Annotated in this window: 13 protein-coding genes; 5 read left to right on the forward strand and 8 right to left on the reverse strand. The window is 64.0% G+C overall.

What is annotated here, in order from left to right:
* Positions 1-5: 5 nt before the first annotated feature.
* From bamA to pyrH, 8 genes are all read right to left on the reverse strand, one after another.
* Complete coding sequence (gene bamA / locus FLO80_RS02385) at positions 6-2,288, reverse strand: outer membrane protein assembly factor BamA (protein WP_246156522.1); 2,283 nt, start codon at positions 2,286-2,288, stop codon at positions 6-8.
* Positions 2,289-2,513: 225 nt separating this feature from the next.
* Complete coding sequence (locus tag FLO80_RS23345; protein WP_281286949.1) at positions 2,514-2,642, reverse strand: hypothetical protein; 129 nt, start codon at positions 2,640-2,642, stop codon at positions 2,514-2,516.
* A gap of 111 nt (positions 2,643-2,753) precedes the next feature.
* The gene (gene rseP / locus FLO80_RS02390) at positions 2,754-4,097 is read right to left on the reverse strand and encodes an RIP metalloprotease RseP (protein ID WP_111361940.1); all 1,344 of its coding nucleotides are present in this window, start codon (positions 4,095-4,097) and stop codon (positions 2,754-2,756) included.
* A 59-nt stretch (positions 4,098-4,156) separates the two neighbouring features.
* The gene (dxr, locus tag FLO80_RS02395; protein ID WP_111361939.1) at positions 4,157-5,329 is read right to left on the reverse strand and encodes a 1-deoxy-D-xylulose-5-phosphate reductoisomerase; all 1,173 of its coding nucleotides are present in this window, start codon (positions 5,327-5,329) and stop codon (positions 4,157-4,159) included.
* Positions 5,326-6,126 carry a phosphatidate cytidylyltransferase gene (locus FLO80_RS02400; RefSeq protein WP_111361938.1) on the reverse strand — a complete coding sequence of 267 codons (801 nt, stop codon included), beginning with the start codon at positions 6,124-6,126 and terminating at the stop codon, positions 5,326-5,328. The genes dxr and FLO80_RS02400 overlap by 4 nt, the downstream gene beginning before the upstream one ends.
* Positions 6,123-6,863 carry a polyprenyl diphosphate synthase gene (gene uppS / locus FLO80_RS02405; protein ID WP_111361937.1) on the reverse strand — a complete coding sequence of 247 codons (741 nt, stop codon included), beginning with the start codon at positions 6,861-6,863 and terminating at the stop codon, positions 6,123-6,125. Before uppS ends, FLO80_RS02400 begins: the two co-directional genes overlap by 4 nt.
* A gap of 40 nt (positions 6,864-6,903) precedes the next feature.
* The gene (gene frr / locus FLO80_RS02410; protein WP_111361936.1) at positions 6,904-7,473 is read right to left on the reverse strand and encodes a ribosome recycling factor; all 570 of its coding nucleotides are present in this window, start codon (positions 7,471-7,473) and stop codon (positions 6,904-6,906) included.
* Between the two features lie 105 nt (positions 7,474-7,578).
* Positions 7,579-8,313: a UMP kinase gene (pyrH, locus tag FLO80_RS02415; RefSeq protein ID WP_111361935.1), complete on the reverse strand. Its 735-nt coding sequence runs from the start codon at positions 8,311-8,313 to the stop codon at positions 7,579-7,581.
* 116 nt (positions 8,314-8,429) lie between these two features.
* On the opposite strand from pyrH, the gene miaA reads away from it, so the two are divergent.
* The 5 genes from miaA to FLO80_RS02440 all read left to right on the forward strand — a co-directional run bounded on the left by miaA (position 8,430) and on the right by FLO80_RS02440 (position 15,139).
* Entirely contained in the window at positions 8,430-9,326 is an 897-nt protein-coding gene (gene miaA, locus FLO80_RS02420; protein WP_111361934.1) for a tRNA (adenosine(37)-N6)-dimethylallyltransferase MiaA, read from the forward strand.
* 59 nt (positions 9,327-9,385) lie between these two features.
* Positions 9,386-10,249, forward strand: a complete 864-nt coding sequence (locus FLO80_RS02425; RefSeq protein WP_246156524.1) for a helix-turn-helix transcriptional regulator — start codon at positions 9,386-9,388, stop codon at positions 10,247-10,249.
* Between the two features lie 316 nt (positions 10,250-10,565).
* Positions 10,566-12,230: an ABC transporter substrate-binding protein gene (locus tag FLO80_RS02430; protein WP_111361932.1), complete on the forward strand. Its 1,665-nt coding sequence runs from the start codon at positions 10,566-10,568 to the stop codon at positions 12,228-12,230.
* Between the two features lie 110 nt (positions 12,231-12,340).
* Positions 12,341-13,426, forward strand: coding sequence for an ABC transporter permease (locus tag FLO80_RS02435; protein WP_111361931.1), 1,086 nt, complete (start codon positions 12,341-12,343; stop codon positions 13,424-13,426).
* A 480-nt stretch (positions 13,427-13,906) separates the two neighbouring features.
* A complete protein-coding gene (locus FLO80_RS02440; RefSeq protein ID WP_111362372.1) occupies positions 13,907-15,139 on the forward strand; it encodes an ABC transporter permease in 1,233 nt (410 codons plus the stop codon).
* Positions 15,140-15,189: the final 50 nt, after the last annotated feature.

Genomic DNA, 15,189 nt, shown 5'->3' on the forward strand with positions numbered 1-15,189 from the left:
TGGCCTCAGAAGTTGGTCTGAATGGTCAACTCGAACTGCTGTTCCTTGTCGAAGGTCTGTTTCTGAAGCGCCTTTGACCAGTTCAACCGCAGCGGCCCGACCGGCGTTTTCCAGAAGATCGAGAGCCCCGCGACATGACGCACCGGCCCGCCCGCGTAAAGCGTGTTCGGGCTGGTCGTGTCCAACCCCCAGACCGAACCGACATCATAGAACAGGCCGCCCTCGATACCGTATTCCTCGGGCAGGCCCAGCGGGAACTGCGCCTCGAATTTCGCGGTGGCAAAGAAATTCCCGCCAAGCGCGTCATCAAACGTGCCCCCCGCATCACGCTCGCGCGGCCCGATCCCGTCATAGGCAAAACCGCGAATGATATCGCTGCCATACAGGAACCGGTCGGTGATCCGGCTCGATTGCCCCTTGCGGAAATTCACCATCCCGCCCGCGAGGGTCGCGCGCAGCGTGACCTCTTCGTTCAGGATCTTGGTCTGCGCCATCACCCGCGCCGTCGATTTCGAGAAATCGACATCGCCCCCGGCACCGCCGAAATCCTGGCTGAACTCAAGCAACATCCCGGCATTCGGGTTCAACCCGGTGATCCGCGTGTCATAGGAAAAGGTGAAGCCAACCGAACTTGCGTTCAACGCACCCAGACCGGCCTCGCCATCCAGAAGTGTCCCGGCGGGTCCCGTGTAGTTGAGCACCTCGGTGTGATCAAACTTGTAATTCACCCCGAACCGCGCCCGCTCGCTGATCGGGAACTCCAATCCGAAACCCAGACTCGCCGACTCGGTATCGTAATTCGAATTGTAGCCCTCGGTCTCGACATAACCGACGTCGAAATGGAACCGGACATCGCGGCCGAGAAAGGCAGGTTCCACGAAATTCATACCATAGTTGCGGTTTTCTTCCGCACCCGAGATCGAGAACCGAAAGGTCTGCCCACGCCCGAGGAAATTGTTCTCCTCGAACTGAACCGCAAGACCGAATCCGGTTTTCGACGAGAAACTGCCGCCAAATCCCAACGACCCTGTCGGGGCTTCCTCGACATCGACATCCACGATCACCTGTTCCGGGCTCGATCCCTCGCGCGCATTCACATCCGCCTTTTCAAAGAACCCCAGCGCCCGGATGCGCTCGGCTGCCTCGCGGATTTCGCGCGGGTTGAACGGGTCGCCCTCGACCACCCGGAATTGCCGCCGCACCACGCGGTCGAGCGTCGTGGCATTGCCCTCGATATCGATCCGCTCGATGAACACGCGCGGACCACGCACCAGCGCGAACTCGATATCGAGCGTAAGATCGCGGTCGTTGCGGCTGATCCGTGGCTCGACCCGCATGAAATCAATGCCCTTGCGCACCGCGAGACGCTCCATGCGTGCGATCGAGTTTTCAACCAGCGTCGGCGAATAGACCACGCCAGGACGCACCCGCAGGATCGACTGGAATTCCTCGGCAACGACCTCGTCCATCTCGCTCACCGTGGTGATCTCACCGAACCGGAACTGTTGCCCTTCCTCGACGTTGAAGGTGATGAAATAGCCGTCGCGCTCGCGGGCCAACTCGGCGTTCACGCCGGTGATTCGAAAGTCGATATAACCCCGGCTGAGATAGAAATCGCGCAGCACCTGCCGGTCGAATTGCAGCCGATCCTCGACAAAGGTGTCCCGCTGGATGAGAATCCGCAAAAGCCCGGCCTGCTTGCTTTCCAGAACCCGGCGCAGCCGGTGGTCGGAATAGACCTGGTTGCCGACAAAGCTGATCCGCTCGATTTCGACATTCCCGCCCTCGAAAATCTCGAACACCAGGTCGACCCGGTTGTCGCTGCGCCGGATGATCTTGGGGCTCACCCGCGCGGCCAGCCGACCGTTCTGCAAATAGGCCTCGGCGATGGTCTCGGCGTCGCGTTCGGCCTTGGTCGGGTTGTAGACCTGCCGCGATTTCGACTCGATGAAACCGGCGAGTTCCTCATCCTTGAGGCGCCGGTTGCCCTCGAAATTGATCCGGTTGATCGTCGGGTATTCCTTGACCGCGATGACAAGTCGACTACCGCGCGGTTCAATCGTCACGGTTTCGAACAACCCGCTGGCCAGAATGCGCTGGTAGGCGTCGTTCAATTCGGCCGCCGACACCGTTTCGCCGCGGGCGATTCCCGCATAGCTCAGAATCGTGCCCGGCTCGATCCGCTGATTGCCCTCGATGGTCACGTCGGTAAAGCGATAGGACTGTGCCTCGCCCACACCCGGCAAGGTGCTGAAAATGAATGAAACTCCCAGGAAAATCACCGCCATGAACGCGCGTGTTTTCCTGCCTTGTTCAATCAGGCCCCCTGCGTGGCCATTTATATTATACGTCATTTGCTCAACCCGGTCAGACACCCCAACTATAGACTAGCTAAAGGGATTGCCCTGACTTGTCAAAAACGCAAAAGCCCCCCGGACGGGGGGCTTGAAGAAAAATGATTGGCTGCCGGGATTGGGCCTGCACGCCGAACCGCCCGGGCCGAATGGCCGTGTTCAGAACTGCGACCCGAGCCACGCGCCCGCCATCAGCGCCACGGCGATTGTGCAAACATAAAGCAAGCGATCCCAGTTGAGATCCCACAACAGGTGAAGCCCCTGGTATCCGCGCGCGATCGTGCTCATTTCACACCCTCCATTGCCGGTGGTTCGATTCCCGTAGAGGTTGACTGGCCAATGTGACGGAATGCAGACCGGAATTGAGGCAAGACTATGGCAATCGCGCCCAGGCGGCGATCAGGGACAGAACAGATCGTTGCTCAGCGCAAAGACCATCAGCGACAGGATCAACGTCAGCCCGACGGTCATCAGGATTCGCAAGGCCCCGTCCGACGGCGGCCGCCCGGCCACCGCCTCATAGCCGTAAAACACCAGGTGCCCACCATCGAGCACCGGAATCGGAAACAGGTTGAGCAACCCCACAGCCGTGCTCAGAACCGCGATGAACCAGATGAAACTCACCGCACCCTGGCTTGCCATCGCGCCTGACACCTGCGCGATTCCGATCGGTCCCGACATGTTGCAGCTCGAAATCGCACCGGTGATCATGTGCCACAGCCCCGAGATCGACCCCTGGACGATCCGCTCGGTCTGCACCACCCCGCCCCACAAGGCAGAGCCGACACCCGTCATCTCGGTGGCCGGCTCAAAGAAAAGCCCCCCCGCGATCCCGATTCGCCAACTGGTCTTGAACCCGCCTTCCGCCTGCGGCTCGTCCACCCGCCGCGGCACCAATGTGAATTCAAGCGCCGCGCCATCGCGCCACACGCTCAGCAACAGCGGCTTGCCGTTACCACCCTCGACCCGCTCGCGCAGTTGCTCAAAGGCAAAGATCGGCGTCCCGTCGACCGCGGTGATCACGTCACCCACCTGCAGGCCGATGTCATAGGCGGCCGATTGCGGCGACAGTTGCGTGACCAGAGGTGGATAGGGATAGGGCCCGCCAACACGCATCTCGCGCGCATCCCGGCGCACATCGTAATCCAGCACCGGCTCGACCGGCACCGCGTCGCCGAAACTGCGGAACGCCTCGCGATCCTCGAAGGCGGGCACCCGCACCCCGCCGATGGCGATCACCTCGTCGCCCTCGCGCAACTCCTGAACCTCGCCCGGCAAGGCGCGGAAACTGCCCACGGTCAGCGGCTCGGCCACCTGCCCCTGCCACAGGATCACCCCGGCAAAAACCAGGATCGACAGGATGAAGTTGAAGATCGGCCCCGCCGCGACCGTCACCGTTCGCGCCCAGAGCGGCGCACCATGCATCGAATGCCGCAGCTCTTCCTCCGACAAGGCATAAGCCGCCTCCTCATCCTTGGCCGACGCCGCGTTCGAATCGCCCAGGAACTTGACATATCCGCCAAAGGGAAGCGCCGCGATCTGCCATTTCGTGCCGTGCCTGTCATGGCGCGACCACAGCACCGGGCCAAACCCCAGCGAGAACACCTCGGCCTTGATCCCGGACCAGCGCCCGACGATGTAATGGCCGTATTCATGCACCGCCACGATCACCGACAGCGCCACCACAAAGGCGATCACGGTCATGACGAAGCCGCCGAACTGCGGAATCAGGGAAATATCCAAAACGTCGTCCTGCCTGTTATTCGTTGTCTTCGTTCTGTCTTCGATCCGGGGTTGCGCCTTCAGGCGGCCCGCTCCCGCATCTCTTCGTCTGCAAGGCTACGGGCTACGTGGTCCGCCGCGCGGATGTTATCAAGGGTCATGTTGGCATCAATAAGACCCTCGTTTGACCCAATCCGCTCCAGAACCGCCTCGACCACGCCCGCCATGCCGGTGAATCCGATCCGCCCGGCGATGAACCCGTCCAGCGTCGCCTCCTTGGCAGCGTTGAACACCGCCCCCGACAATCCGCCCCGCGCCATCACCTCGCGCGCCAGCCGCAAAGCGGGATAGCGCGCCTCGTCGGGGTGGCGGAAATTCAACTGTCCGATCCCCGCCAGATCGAGCCGCCCCACCGGCAGCGCCTCGCGCGCGGGCCAGTTCAGCGCATACCCGATCGCGTGGCGCATGTCCGACACCCCGAGATGCGCCATCAGCGCCCCGTCGCGAAACCCCACCAGCGCATGAACCAGAGATTCGGGATGCACCAAGACCTCGATCCGCTCAGGCGCGATTCCGAAAAACTCATGGGTTTCAATGATTTCCAGCGCCTTGTTGAACATCGACGCGCTGTCGATCGTGATCCGCTGACCCATCGCCCAATTCGGGTGGTGGCTGGCCTCTTTCACCGTGGCGCGTTCAAGATCGGCCAGCGGCCAGTCGCGGAATGCCCCGCCCGACGCGGTGATGATGATGCGCTCGACCGCACTCATATCCTCACCCACCAGCGCCTGGAAAATCGCCGAATGTTCGCTGTCCACGGGCAGCACCGTCGCGCCATGCGCCCGCGCCACCTCCATCAGCAACGGCCCCGCCGTCACCAGCGATTCCTTGTTGGCCAGCGCCAGCGTGCCGCCCTGCTCCAGCGCCTTGAGCCCCGGGCGCAGCCCCGCCGCGCCCACGATGGCGCTCATCACCCAGTCAGCAGGCCGCGCGGCAGCCTCGATCAGCGCGCTCTCGCCCGCCGCCGCCTCGATCCCCGTGCCCGCCAGCGCCGCGCGCAGATCATCAAGCAACCCGTCATGCGCCGTCACCGCCAGCTTGGCCCCCAGCCGCACCGCATCATCCGCCAGCCGCGCGATGTTGCGCCCCCCGGTCAGGGCCACCACGTCATACGCCTCGGGCGTCCGCGCGATCAGGTCGATGGTCGATTGCCCGATCGACCCGGTCGCCCCGAAGATCGACACCCGTCTCATGACACCCCGGCCACGACCATGGCCAGCGTCACCGCCAAGGCCGCGCCCATCATCGCGTCGAACCGGTCCATCACCCCGCCATGGCCGGGAATGAGGTTCGAACTGTCCTTGACCTTCATCCGCCGCTTGAGCGCGCTTTCGGCCGCATCCCCCATCTGCGAGGCAAAGGACAACCCCACCCCGGCGACGATCAACCATGCGGGCAGGCCGAATTGCGCCTGCATCCACGCGCTCAACCCCGCCGCCGCGATCCAGCCCGCGACCGTGCCCGACCATGTCTTCTTGGGGCTGACCTTCGGCCAGAATTTCGGCCCGCCGATGATCCGGCCCGCGAAATAGCCCGCCACATCCGTGACCACCACCACCGCGACCAGCCACAGGGTCCAGATCAGCCCGACATCGTTTCGCAGCATCACCAGCCCGTAGGCCCCGAGGAAAATGCCCGCACCATATCCGGCGGTCAGCAGCGGATGCGCCCCCGTCCGCCCCACCAGCACGACCAGCAGAACGCCGAGGATTACCGCCGCGATGCCGCCCGGCACGTAAAGCGCGACCGCCAGCGCAAGTGCCGCCAACGCGCCCTCCTGCACCGCTGCCCGGCGATGGCGCGGGCGGATCATCCGCACCAGTTCCCACGTCATCAGCCCCGCGATGGCCACGGCCAGCGCGGCAAAGACACCCCCGCCGACCCAGATCGCCACTGCGCCCACCGCGATCATCGCCACGCCCGAGATCACCCGGGGCGCAAGATCACCCCATCGCGACGGGCCGGTCGGCGGCGTTGTTGCGGCGCTCATGCTTTCACCCCGCCGAACCGCCGGTCGCGCGCGCCATAGCTGCGCACCAGCCCGGCAAAGATATCGGATGAGAAATCGGGCCAGAGCGTGTCGATGAATTCGTATTCCGCATAGGCCGACTGCCACAGCAGGAAATTCGAGATCCGCGCCTCGCCACTGGTGCGGATGACAAGATCGGGGTCGGGTAAAACATGTGTATCCAGGTACCTTGGCAGGGTCTCTTCGTCCACGCTCGCCGGGTCGAGCCGCCCCGCCGCCACATCCTCGGCCAGCCGCTTGGTGGCCCGCGCCACCTCGTCGCGGCCACCGTAATTAAGCGCGATGGTCAGATGCACCCGCGTGTTTCCGGCGGTCATCTCCTCCAGCTCGTCCATCAGCCGGATCAGCTTGTCATCGAGCCGCACCCGGTCGCCGATGAACCGCACCCGCACCCCCTCGTCACGCAGCGCGCGCGCCTCTTTGGTGATGTATCGGCGAAACAGGCTCATCAGCCCGGCCACCTCGACCTGCGTGCGCTTCCAGTTCTCGGTCGAAAAGGCGAAAATGGTCAGGTATTCGACCCCGAGATCGGGACAGGCCTCGACGATCTCGCGCACCCGCTTGGCCCCGGCATGGTGGCCAAACAGGCGCGGTCGCCCCCGCGCTTGCGCCCAGCGTCCGTTGCCATCCATGATGATCGCCACGTGGCGCGGGCCGCGCCGCCCGTGCTTGCCCGTGGTCTGATCCTTGGGGGACATCGCCCACTCCTCCCGCAGTGCGGTCCGGCGACAGGTCACGTCAGACCTGCATGATTTCGCCCTGCTTGTTCTCGAGCGCCTCGTCCACCGCCTTGATGAAGCGGTCGGTCATCTCCTGAACCTCGGTTTCCCAGAATTTCTGGTCATCCTCGCTCAACTGGCCGTCGGCCTTGGCTTTCTTGATCTGGTCCATCCCGTCGCGGCGCACGTTGCGAACGGCCACCCGCGCATGTTCGGCATATTGCGCCGCCACCCGCGTGAGATCGCGCCGCCGTTCCTCGTTGAGTTCGGGAATGGGCAGCATGATGATCGTGCCGTTGGTCTGCGGGTTGATCCCCAGCCCCGAATTCATGATCGCCTTTTCCACCGCCCGCACCAGCGACTTGTCCCAGACATTGATCGTCACCATCCGCGGCTCGGGCACGTTCACCGTGCCGACCTGGTTGATCGGCGTCTGCTGACCATAGGCCTCGACCGTCACCGGCTCCAGCATCGCGGCACTGGCCCGTCCGGTGCGCAGGCTTGCGAATTCCGTGCGCAGCGACCCCATCGCCCCTTGCATCCGACGTTCCAGATCGTCGGTGTCCAACATGAATTCCTCGTCGGCCATCTGCTCTTCACTCCCCTTGCGGGCTATCCGTGTCCCACTTGCTATATCTCCTGCGCGCGGGGTTTGTATAGACCAACCCGCGCCGCGCTCCAACCGCTCCGGCGCTCAGCCGCCGACCGTGGTAAAGGTGCCCTGACCGGCCAGAATGCCACTGAATCCGCCCGGCTCGTCGAGCGAAAAGACGATGATCGGCAGGTTGTTGTCACGCGCCAGCGCGATCGCGCTCGCATCCATGACCTTGAGGTTGCGCGCCAGTACCTCGTCGAACGACACCTTGTCATAGCGCTTGGCGTCCTCATGCACGCGCGGGTCCTTGTCATAGACCCCGTCGACCCCGTTCTTGCCCATGATGATCGCCTCGCAGGCCATTTCATTGGCCCTGAGCGCGGCGGCGGTGTCAGTGGTGAAATAGGGGTTGCCGGTCCCGGCGGCGAAAATGCAGACCCGCTTCTTCTCAAGGTGGCGCACCGCGCGGCGGCGGATGTATGGCTCGGCCACCTCGTCCATGCGGATCGCGGTGATCACCCGGCAGAAGACGCCATGCGCCTCCAGCGCCGATTGCATCGCCAGCGCGTTCATCACCGTGGCCAGCATGCCCATGTAATCGGCGGTGGTGCGCTCCATCCCCTGCGCGCTGCCCTGAAGCCCGCGAAAGATGTTGCCGCCGCCGATCACCATGCAGATCTCGACCCCCATGTCATGCACCGCCCTCACCTCTTCGGCGATTCGGCTCACCGTCGGCGGGTGCAGCCCATAGCCCTGATCCCCCATCAGCGCCTCGCCCGAGATCTTGAGAAGGACACGGTTGAAGCGGGTTTGCGGGGTATCGGCCTTGTCCATGGGGGCTCCTTTGGGGCAATCCTGTTCTGGCGCGCAAAATACGGGTTTCCACCGGTGTTGCAATCGGTGAACGCCCTCCGCTATCCATTTCGATCCATCCGCAAGGCAAAGCTCCCATGATCGCGCCCACCAGAACCCTTGACGATATCCTTGACGACCTCCTGCCGGACCGGCCCGTTGTCATCGCCGGCCCCACCGCCAGCGGCAAATCCGCCCTCGCGCTCGCCATCGCCGAGACGCAGGGCGGCACCATCGTCAATGCCGATGCGCTTCAGGTCTTTGCCAACTGGCGGGTGCTGACCGCGCGCCCCTCCGACGACGACCTTGCCCGCGCCCCGCACGCGCTTTACGGCCATGTGCCGGGCGATGCCGAATATTCGGTCGGCCACTGGCTGCGCGAGGCCGCCCCCCTGCTTGAGACCACTCGCCCGATCATCGTGGGTGGCACCGGGCTCTACTTCACCGCCCTGACCGAAGGGTTGGCCGAGATCCCCGCCACCCCCCCCGCGATCCGGGCCGAGGCCGACGCGCGCATGGCGGCCAGGGGCCGCGAGACGCTGCTGGCCGAACTCGACCCCGCGACCGCCGCCCGCATCGACACGCTCAACCCGATGCGGGTGCAACGTGCATGGGAAGTGCAGCACAGCACCGGGCGCGGGCTGGCCGCGTGGCAGGATGACACCCCACCCCCGCTCCTGCCGCTGGCCCGCACCTGCGCGCTTTTGATCGACGCGCCCAAGGACTGGCTCACCCCACGGATCGAAACCCGCTTCGACCGGATGCTGGATGCGGGTGCGCTGGACGAGGCGCGCGCCAACCTCACAACCTGGGACGCCGCCCGCCCCTCGTCCCGCGCCATCGGCGCACCCGAACTGATCGCCCATCTGCGCGACGAGATGACACTCGACGAGGCCCGCACCGCCGCCATCATCGCCACCCGTCAATATGCCAAGCGTCAGCGCACATGGTTCCGCGCGCGAATGCGCGGCTGGCGGCATGTTCCCGCCGTCTGAACCACTCGCCACGGCAAGCCCGTGGCGCAACCGCCCACAAGTCGTTACCCCTTGGAGTCATGCGTTACCAACCCATCATCCACCATCCACCCGCCTCGAAAGACCCGGAAATGACACAGGACGCACCCCGCATCGACACGCTCGCCACTCTCTCGGGCAAGGCGCCGTGGCGGCTCGGGCTTCAGCACAGCCGCGATACCCACCTGCTGATCTGGATCACCCGTGGACAGGGCCGCGCCATCGTCGCCGGTCAGCGCAAGGGGATGGGCATCAACAACATGCTTTTCATCCCCGCCGGAACGCTGTTTTCCGTCGATCCCGGGCCACAGGGGTTCGGGCTTGCCATGGTGGTGCCGCCCGGTGCCGGGATTCCGCTGCCCGAGGGCAATCACCACCTGCGCATCCGCGACGTTCACGCCCAGCAGGAGCTGACCGCGCTGGTCGAAGCGATGCAACGCGAACAATCCGGCAGCCGCGATTTTCACGCCGCGGCAGCCCGCGCCCACGCGACGCTGATCGCGATCTGGCTCAAGCGCGCGCTTCTCGCCGCGCCCGGCCCCGCCGAGACCAGCGCCGAGGCGCGTATCGCCACCGCCTTCACCGACCTCGTGGCCCGCGAGTTCCACAGCGGCCAGTCGACGGCCACCTATGCCGAGAAACTGGGCATCACGCCCAGCCATCTCGCCCGCTGCCTCAACACCACCGCCGGGATGAGCGCCGCCGCGATCCTGACCGAATGCAGCCTGCATGCCGCCCGCAGCCTCTTGTGCGACACCGACCATCCTGTCGGCCGCATCTCTGAATATCTGGGCTTTGGCAGTGCGGCCTATTTCACCCGCTTCATGCAACAACATACCGGCAAGACACCGTCCGGCCTGCGCGACGCAGAGGCCTCCGGCGCCGGGGCGGTCTCCCACACCTGACCCACCCTCGGGCGCGCCGCGCCGCCTCCGCCGCCGCCCCGAACCCGGAGGGCCGGATGCATCCCCGGCACGAGCGCCGCCCGGAACGCATGGAAAATTCCACCGTGACATGACCTTGCCATGTTGGGCGGTGTCGCTTTTTCGACAGTCGGATGTCGTTTTTTTTACAGGAAATGACGATCGTGGCGATTGACGCCGGGGGCGGAAACATGCGCAAATAGTTTTGCAAAGAGGGGGAGAATGCCACCGGGGCCCAATACACCTCGGGGATATAGCGACCCGATCAATTAATAATGAACGTCATAGGGAGAACAACATGACCCAGACCATCAACGGAAAACCGGTTCACAAGACCGCGTGGACCTATGTCAAGGACTTCAAGGCCGGCAAACTCAGCCGCCGCGAATTCCTCGCCCGGACCACCGCACTCGGCGTGACCGCGACGGCGGCCTATACGATGGGCGGCCTCGCCCAACCGGCTCGCGCGCAGGCCGATATCCAGCAGGGCGGCACACTGCGCATTCAGCAGTCGGTCAAGGGCATGAAGGACCCCCGCGCCTATGACTGGTCCGAGATCGGCAACCAGTCGCGCGGCTTTCTCGAGTATCTCGTCGAATACAACGCCGACGGCACATTCCGTCCCATGCTTCTCGAAAGCTGGGAGGTCAACGACACCGCGACCCAATACATCCTCAATGTCCGACAGGGCGCGAAATGGAACAACGGCGACGATTTCACCGCCGAGGACGTGGCCCGCAACATCGCCGGCTGGTGCGACAAGTCGATCGAGGCCAACTCGATGGCAAGCCGCATGGGCGGCCTCATCGACGAGGAATCCGGCAAGGCCCGCGACGGTGCGATCGAAGTGCGCGACAGCCACACCGTGGTGCTCAACCTTTCGTTGCCCGATGTGTCGGTCATTGCCAACATGTCCGACTACCCGGCGGCGATCACCCATTCGAGCTATGATGGCGGCGACCCGTTCGCCAACGGCATCGGCACCGGCCCGTTCGCCCCGGTCAGCATCGAGGTGGGTGTCAAATGCGTTCTCGAACGCGCCGCCGACCACGACTGGTGGGGCACCGAGGTTTATGGCGGACCTTACGTCGACCGGGTCGAATTCATCGACTACGGCACCGACCCGTCGGCCTTTATCGCCGCGGCCGAATCCGACGAGGTGGACCTGCTCTACGAAACCGTGGGCGAATTCATCGACGTGATGGACGCCATCGGCTGGACCCAGACCGAGACCGTGACCGCCGCGACGCTGGTGTTCCGCGGCAACCAGGAGGCCGAGGTCGACGGCATGAAGCCCTATGCCGACAAGCGCGTGCGCCAAGCGCTGGCGCTGGCGGTCGACAACAGCTTCCTCCTTGAGTTGGGCTATTCCAACCGTGGCGAGGTGGCCGAGAACCACCATGTCTGCCCGATCCACCCGGCCTATGCCGATATCGGTCCGGCACCGCATGACCCGGCCCGCGCCAAGGCCCTGATGGAAGAGGCCGGCATGGCCGATTTCGAGCACGAGCTGATCACCGTCGATGACGACTGGCAGCGCAACACCGGTGACGCGCTCGCCGCACAATTGCGCGACGCGGGCATCAATGCCAAGCGCACGGTGCTTCCGGGCAACACGTTCTGGAACAAGTGGACCGAATACCCGTTCAGCGCGACCCAGTGGAACCACCGTCCGCTCGATGTGCAGATCCTGACCCTGGCCTATCGCTCGGGCGAGGCCTGGAACGAAGCGGCCTATTCCAGCGCCGAGTATGACGCGCTCATCAACGATGCCAACGCCATCGCCGATGCCGATGAACGGCGCGTCGTGGTCGAGAAGATCGAGCGCCTGCTGCGTGAGGACGGGGTCATCATCCAGCCTTACTGGAGGTCGCTCTACAACCACCACAACGGCAATCTCGTGAACGCCGCGAAACACCCCTCGCACGAGATCCATCTCTACAAGATCGGCTTCGCGGCCTGATCGCCGCGCGGCAATGAACAACAGGCGGGCGCAGCCGATGCGCCCGCCTTACGAAGCCGGAACAAAACCGGCACAGGGGCGAACGACCCCGAAACAACTGGGAGATACCGATGGGGCTTTTCATTCTCCGGCGGGTCCTGACGATGGTGCTGACGGCACTCTGTCTGACCTTTGTCGTCTTTTTCCTGACCAATCTTTACCCGAACCTCGAAAAACTGGCCAAGACCGAAGGCAACATGCGCATGACCGATGCGCAGGTCGAAAGCTGGCTTGATACCAACGGTTACCTGCAACCGATGCCCCTGAAATACATCCAGTGGCTGGGCATCGCACCGGGCTTTGTCAACACCACCGAGGACGGCGCGGTCATCGGCCACTGCATCCAGCCCGATATCGACCCGGCCAAGGCGCCCCGCTTTTGCGGCGTGCTCCAGGGCGATTGGGGCCAATCCACGGTATTCAAGGACTCGGTGACCAATATCATCACCACCCGCCTCGGCCTCACCGCCAAGCTCATGCTCTGGGTCATGCTGCTGATGGTGCCCTCGGCGCTCCTGATCGGCGTGCTGGCGGGCATGCGCGAAGGCTCGCGCACCGACCGCACCCTCTCGACCTTCGCGATCTCCACCACCGCCACCCCCGAATATGTCTCGGGGGTGATTTTCATCGCGCTTCTCGCGTCATCGCGATACGGTCTCTCGCCACTCCTGGCCGAATGGGGGCTGATCGACGGCGGGACGCTGTTCAAGGGCACCGCCACCAGTGCCATGGAAAGCGCCAATTTCGAGAATTTCTTCCTGCCGGTGCTGACCATCGCGCTTTACGGCATGGGCTATATCGCCCGCATGACCCGCGCCTCGATGGCCGAGGTCATGACCGCGCAATATATCCGCACTGCCCGGCTCAAGGGCGTGGTGTTCCGCAACATCGTGATGAAACACGCGCTCAGGAACGCGCTCATCGCGCCCTTCACCGTCATTATGCTGCAAATCCCGTGGCTCCTGAATGGCGTGGTCATTGTCGAAACCCTGTTCAACTACAAGGGCTTTGGCTGGACGCTGGTGCAAGCCGCCAGCAATAACGACATCGAACTGCTTCTCGCGGTTTCGGTCGTCTCGGTGATCGTGGTTCTGGTCACACAGCTGATTTCCGATATCGGCTATGTGTTCCTCAATCCACGCATCCGCATGTCATAAAGAAGGAGCCGAGACATGGAACCGCTTACCTGGTTTGGCGCCTACGGCAGCTCTTTCGCCCCGCTGCTTCTGGTGCTCGTGACACTGGCCATCACCTGCGGGCTCTGCGCCGCGCTGCTGGCCTTCATCGACAACACCCCACGGGCGAGCTTCTCGGTCTTCAACGGTGTCGCCGTGCTGCTCCTGCTGCTCGTGGGCTTCACCTACGTCTATGGCGGGCTGACCGGGGTTGAAGGGGGCGCCATGCCGCTCTCGACGCTGGGCTGGATGCTCGCCACGCTGGCCGGACTCGCGATCTTCGCCGCGATGCTGGCGTGGTTTCTGGACAATTTCTTCGACAACCCCGCCGCCTTCATGGGCACGCTGTTCAAATGGGCCATCTACGGTGTCGGCGCGGTCGTGCTGTTGTGGCTCGTCGTCACGCTGCTCTGGCAGGGGGCGGCGCACAAGGAATGGCTCGCCGGCTTTGACGCCGCCGACATGCCCCCGGCCGAGGAAATCGCCCAGCACAAACGCATCTCGCGGCTGGAAAACCTCGGCATCCTGGCCAATGTGGTGCTCCGCTTCACCCCGGTCTGGATCACCCTCGTGGTGCTCTATGGCGTGTCGATCCGCTACAAGCGGCGGCTCGGCCTCTATGGCAAGCTGTTTGACAGCGTGATCGGCATGATCGGCTTCGGCCTCGTGATGTTCTGGGTGTTCACCGCGCTTTTCGTCGGCGTCTTCGACTTGATCGCCACCCATGCCCCGCTCGAACAGGCGTCCGGCATGAAAAACAAGCTGCCGGGCACACCGCTCCTGCGCGCGGCACCCGAAGAATTCCCGGTCTACCTGCTGGGTGGCGACAACCTCGCGCGCGACATCTTCTCGCGCATGGTCTACGGCAGCACGATCGTGATCCAGATCGCCCCGCTGGCGACGCTCTTCGCCTTCATGGTCGGGATCACGCTGGGGCTTCCCGCGGGCTATTACAGCGGTCGGCTCGACACCGCCCTGTCGTTCCTTGCGAACCTGATCCTCGCCTTCCCGGTGATCCTGCTTTTCTACCTGCTGGTGACACCCGAGATCGTGCAGACCGGCCTGCCGCAATACATGGCGACGGTGCTCTTCCTCTTTCCACTGGTGTTCATGGGTGTGCTGATCCAGTCGCGCTTTCGCACCCAGCCGCAGAAGAACATCTTCTGGATGGCCTTGATCCTGATCCCGCTCTTCCTGCTCTACGCGGCGGCGATCAACGATGGCGGCTCAAGCTCCAAGATCCGGTTCTGGCCGCTCGATTTCTTCGACATTCCCCCGGGGATTCTCGTGGTGTTCGTGGCGGTGGTCTTCGTCAACTCGCCCACCGTCTTCCGGATCGTGCGCGGCCTCGTGATGGACATCCAGACGCGCGATTACGTGGCCGCCGCCCAGACCCGTGGCGAGCGGCCGTGGTATATCATGCTGTGGGAAATCCTGCCCAATGCGCGCGGGCCGCTGATTGTCGATTTCTGCCTGCGCATCGGCTACACCACGATCCTTCTGGGCACCTTGGGCTTCTTCGGTCTCGGCCTGCCGCCCGAAAGCCCCGATTGGGGGACGACGATCAACGAGGGGCGCAAGCTCCTGTCGATCTATCCGCACCCTGCCCTGCCACCCGCCTTCGCGCTTCTGAGCCTCGTGCTCGGCCTCAATCTTCTGGCCGACGGGCTGCGCGAAGAATCACTGAAGGATTGAACCCGTGATGAACAAGGCGAACGGCACGGTAACGAACGCCCCTCGGCCAA

This window comes from Aquicoccus porphyridii, from assembly GCF_008369105.1.
GTDB lineage: Bacteria > Pseudomonadota > Alphaproteobacteria > Rhodobacterales > Rhodobacteraceae > Aquicoccus > Aquicoccus porphyridii.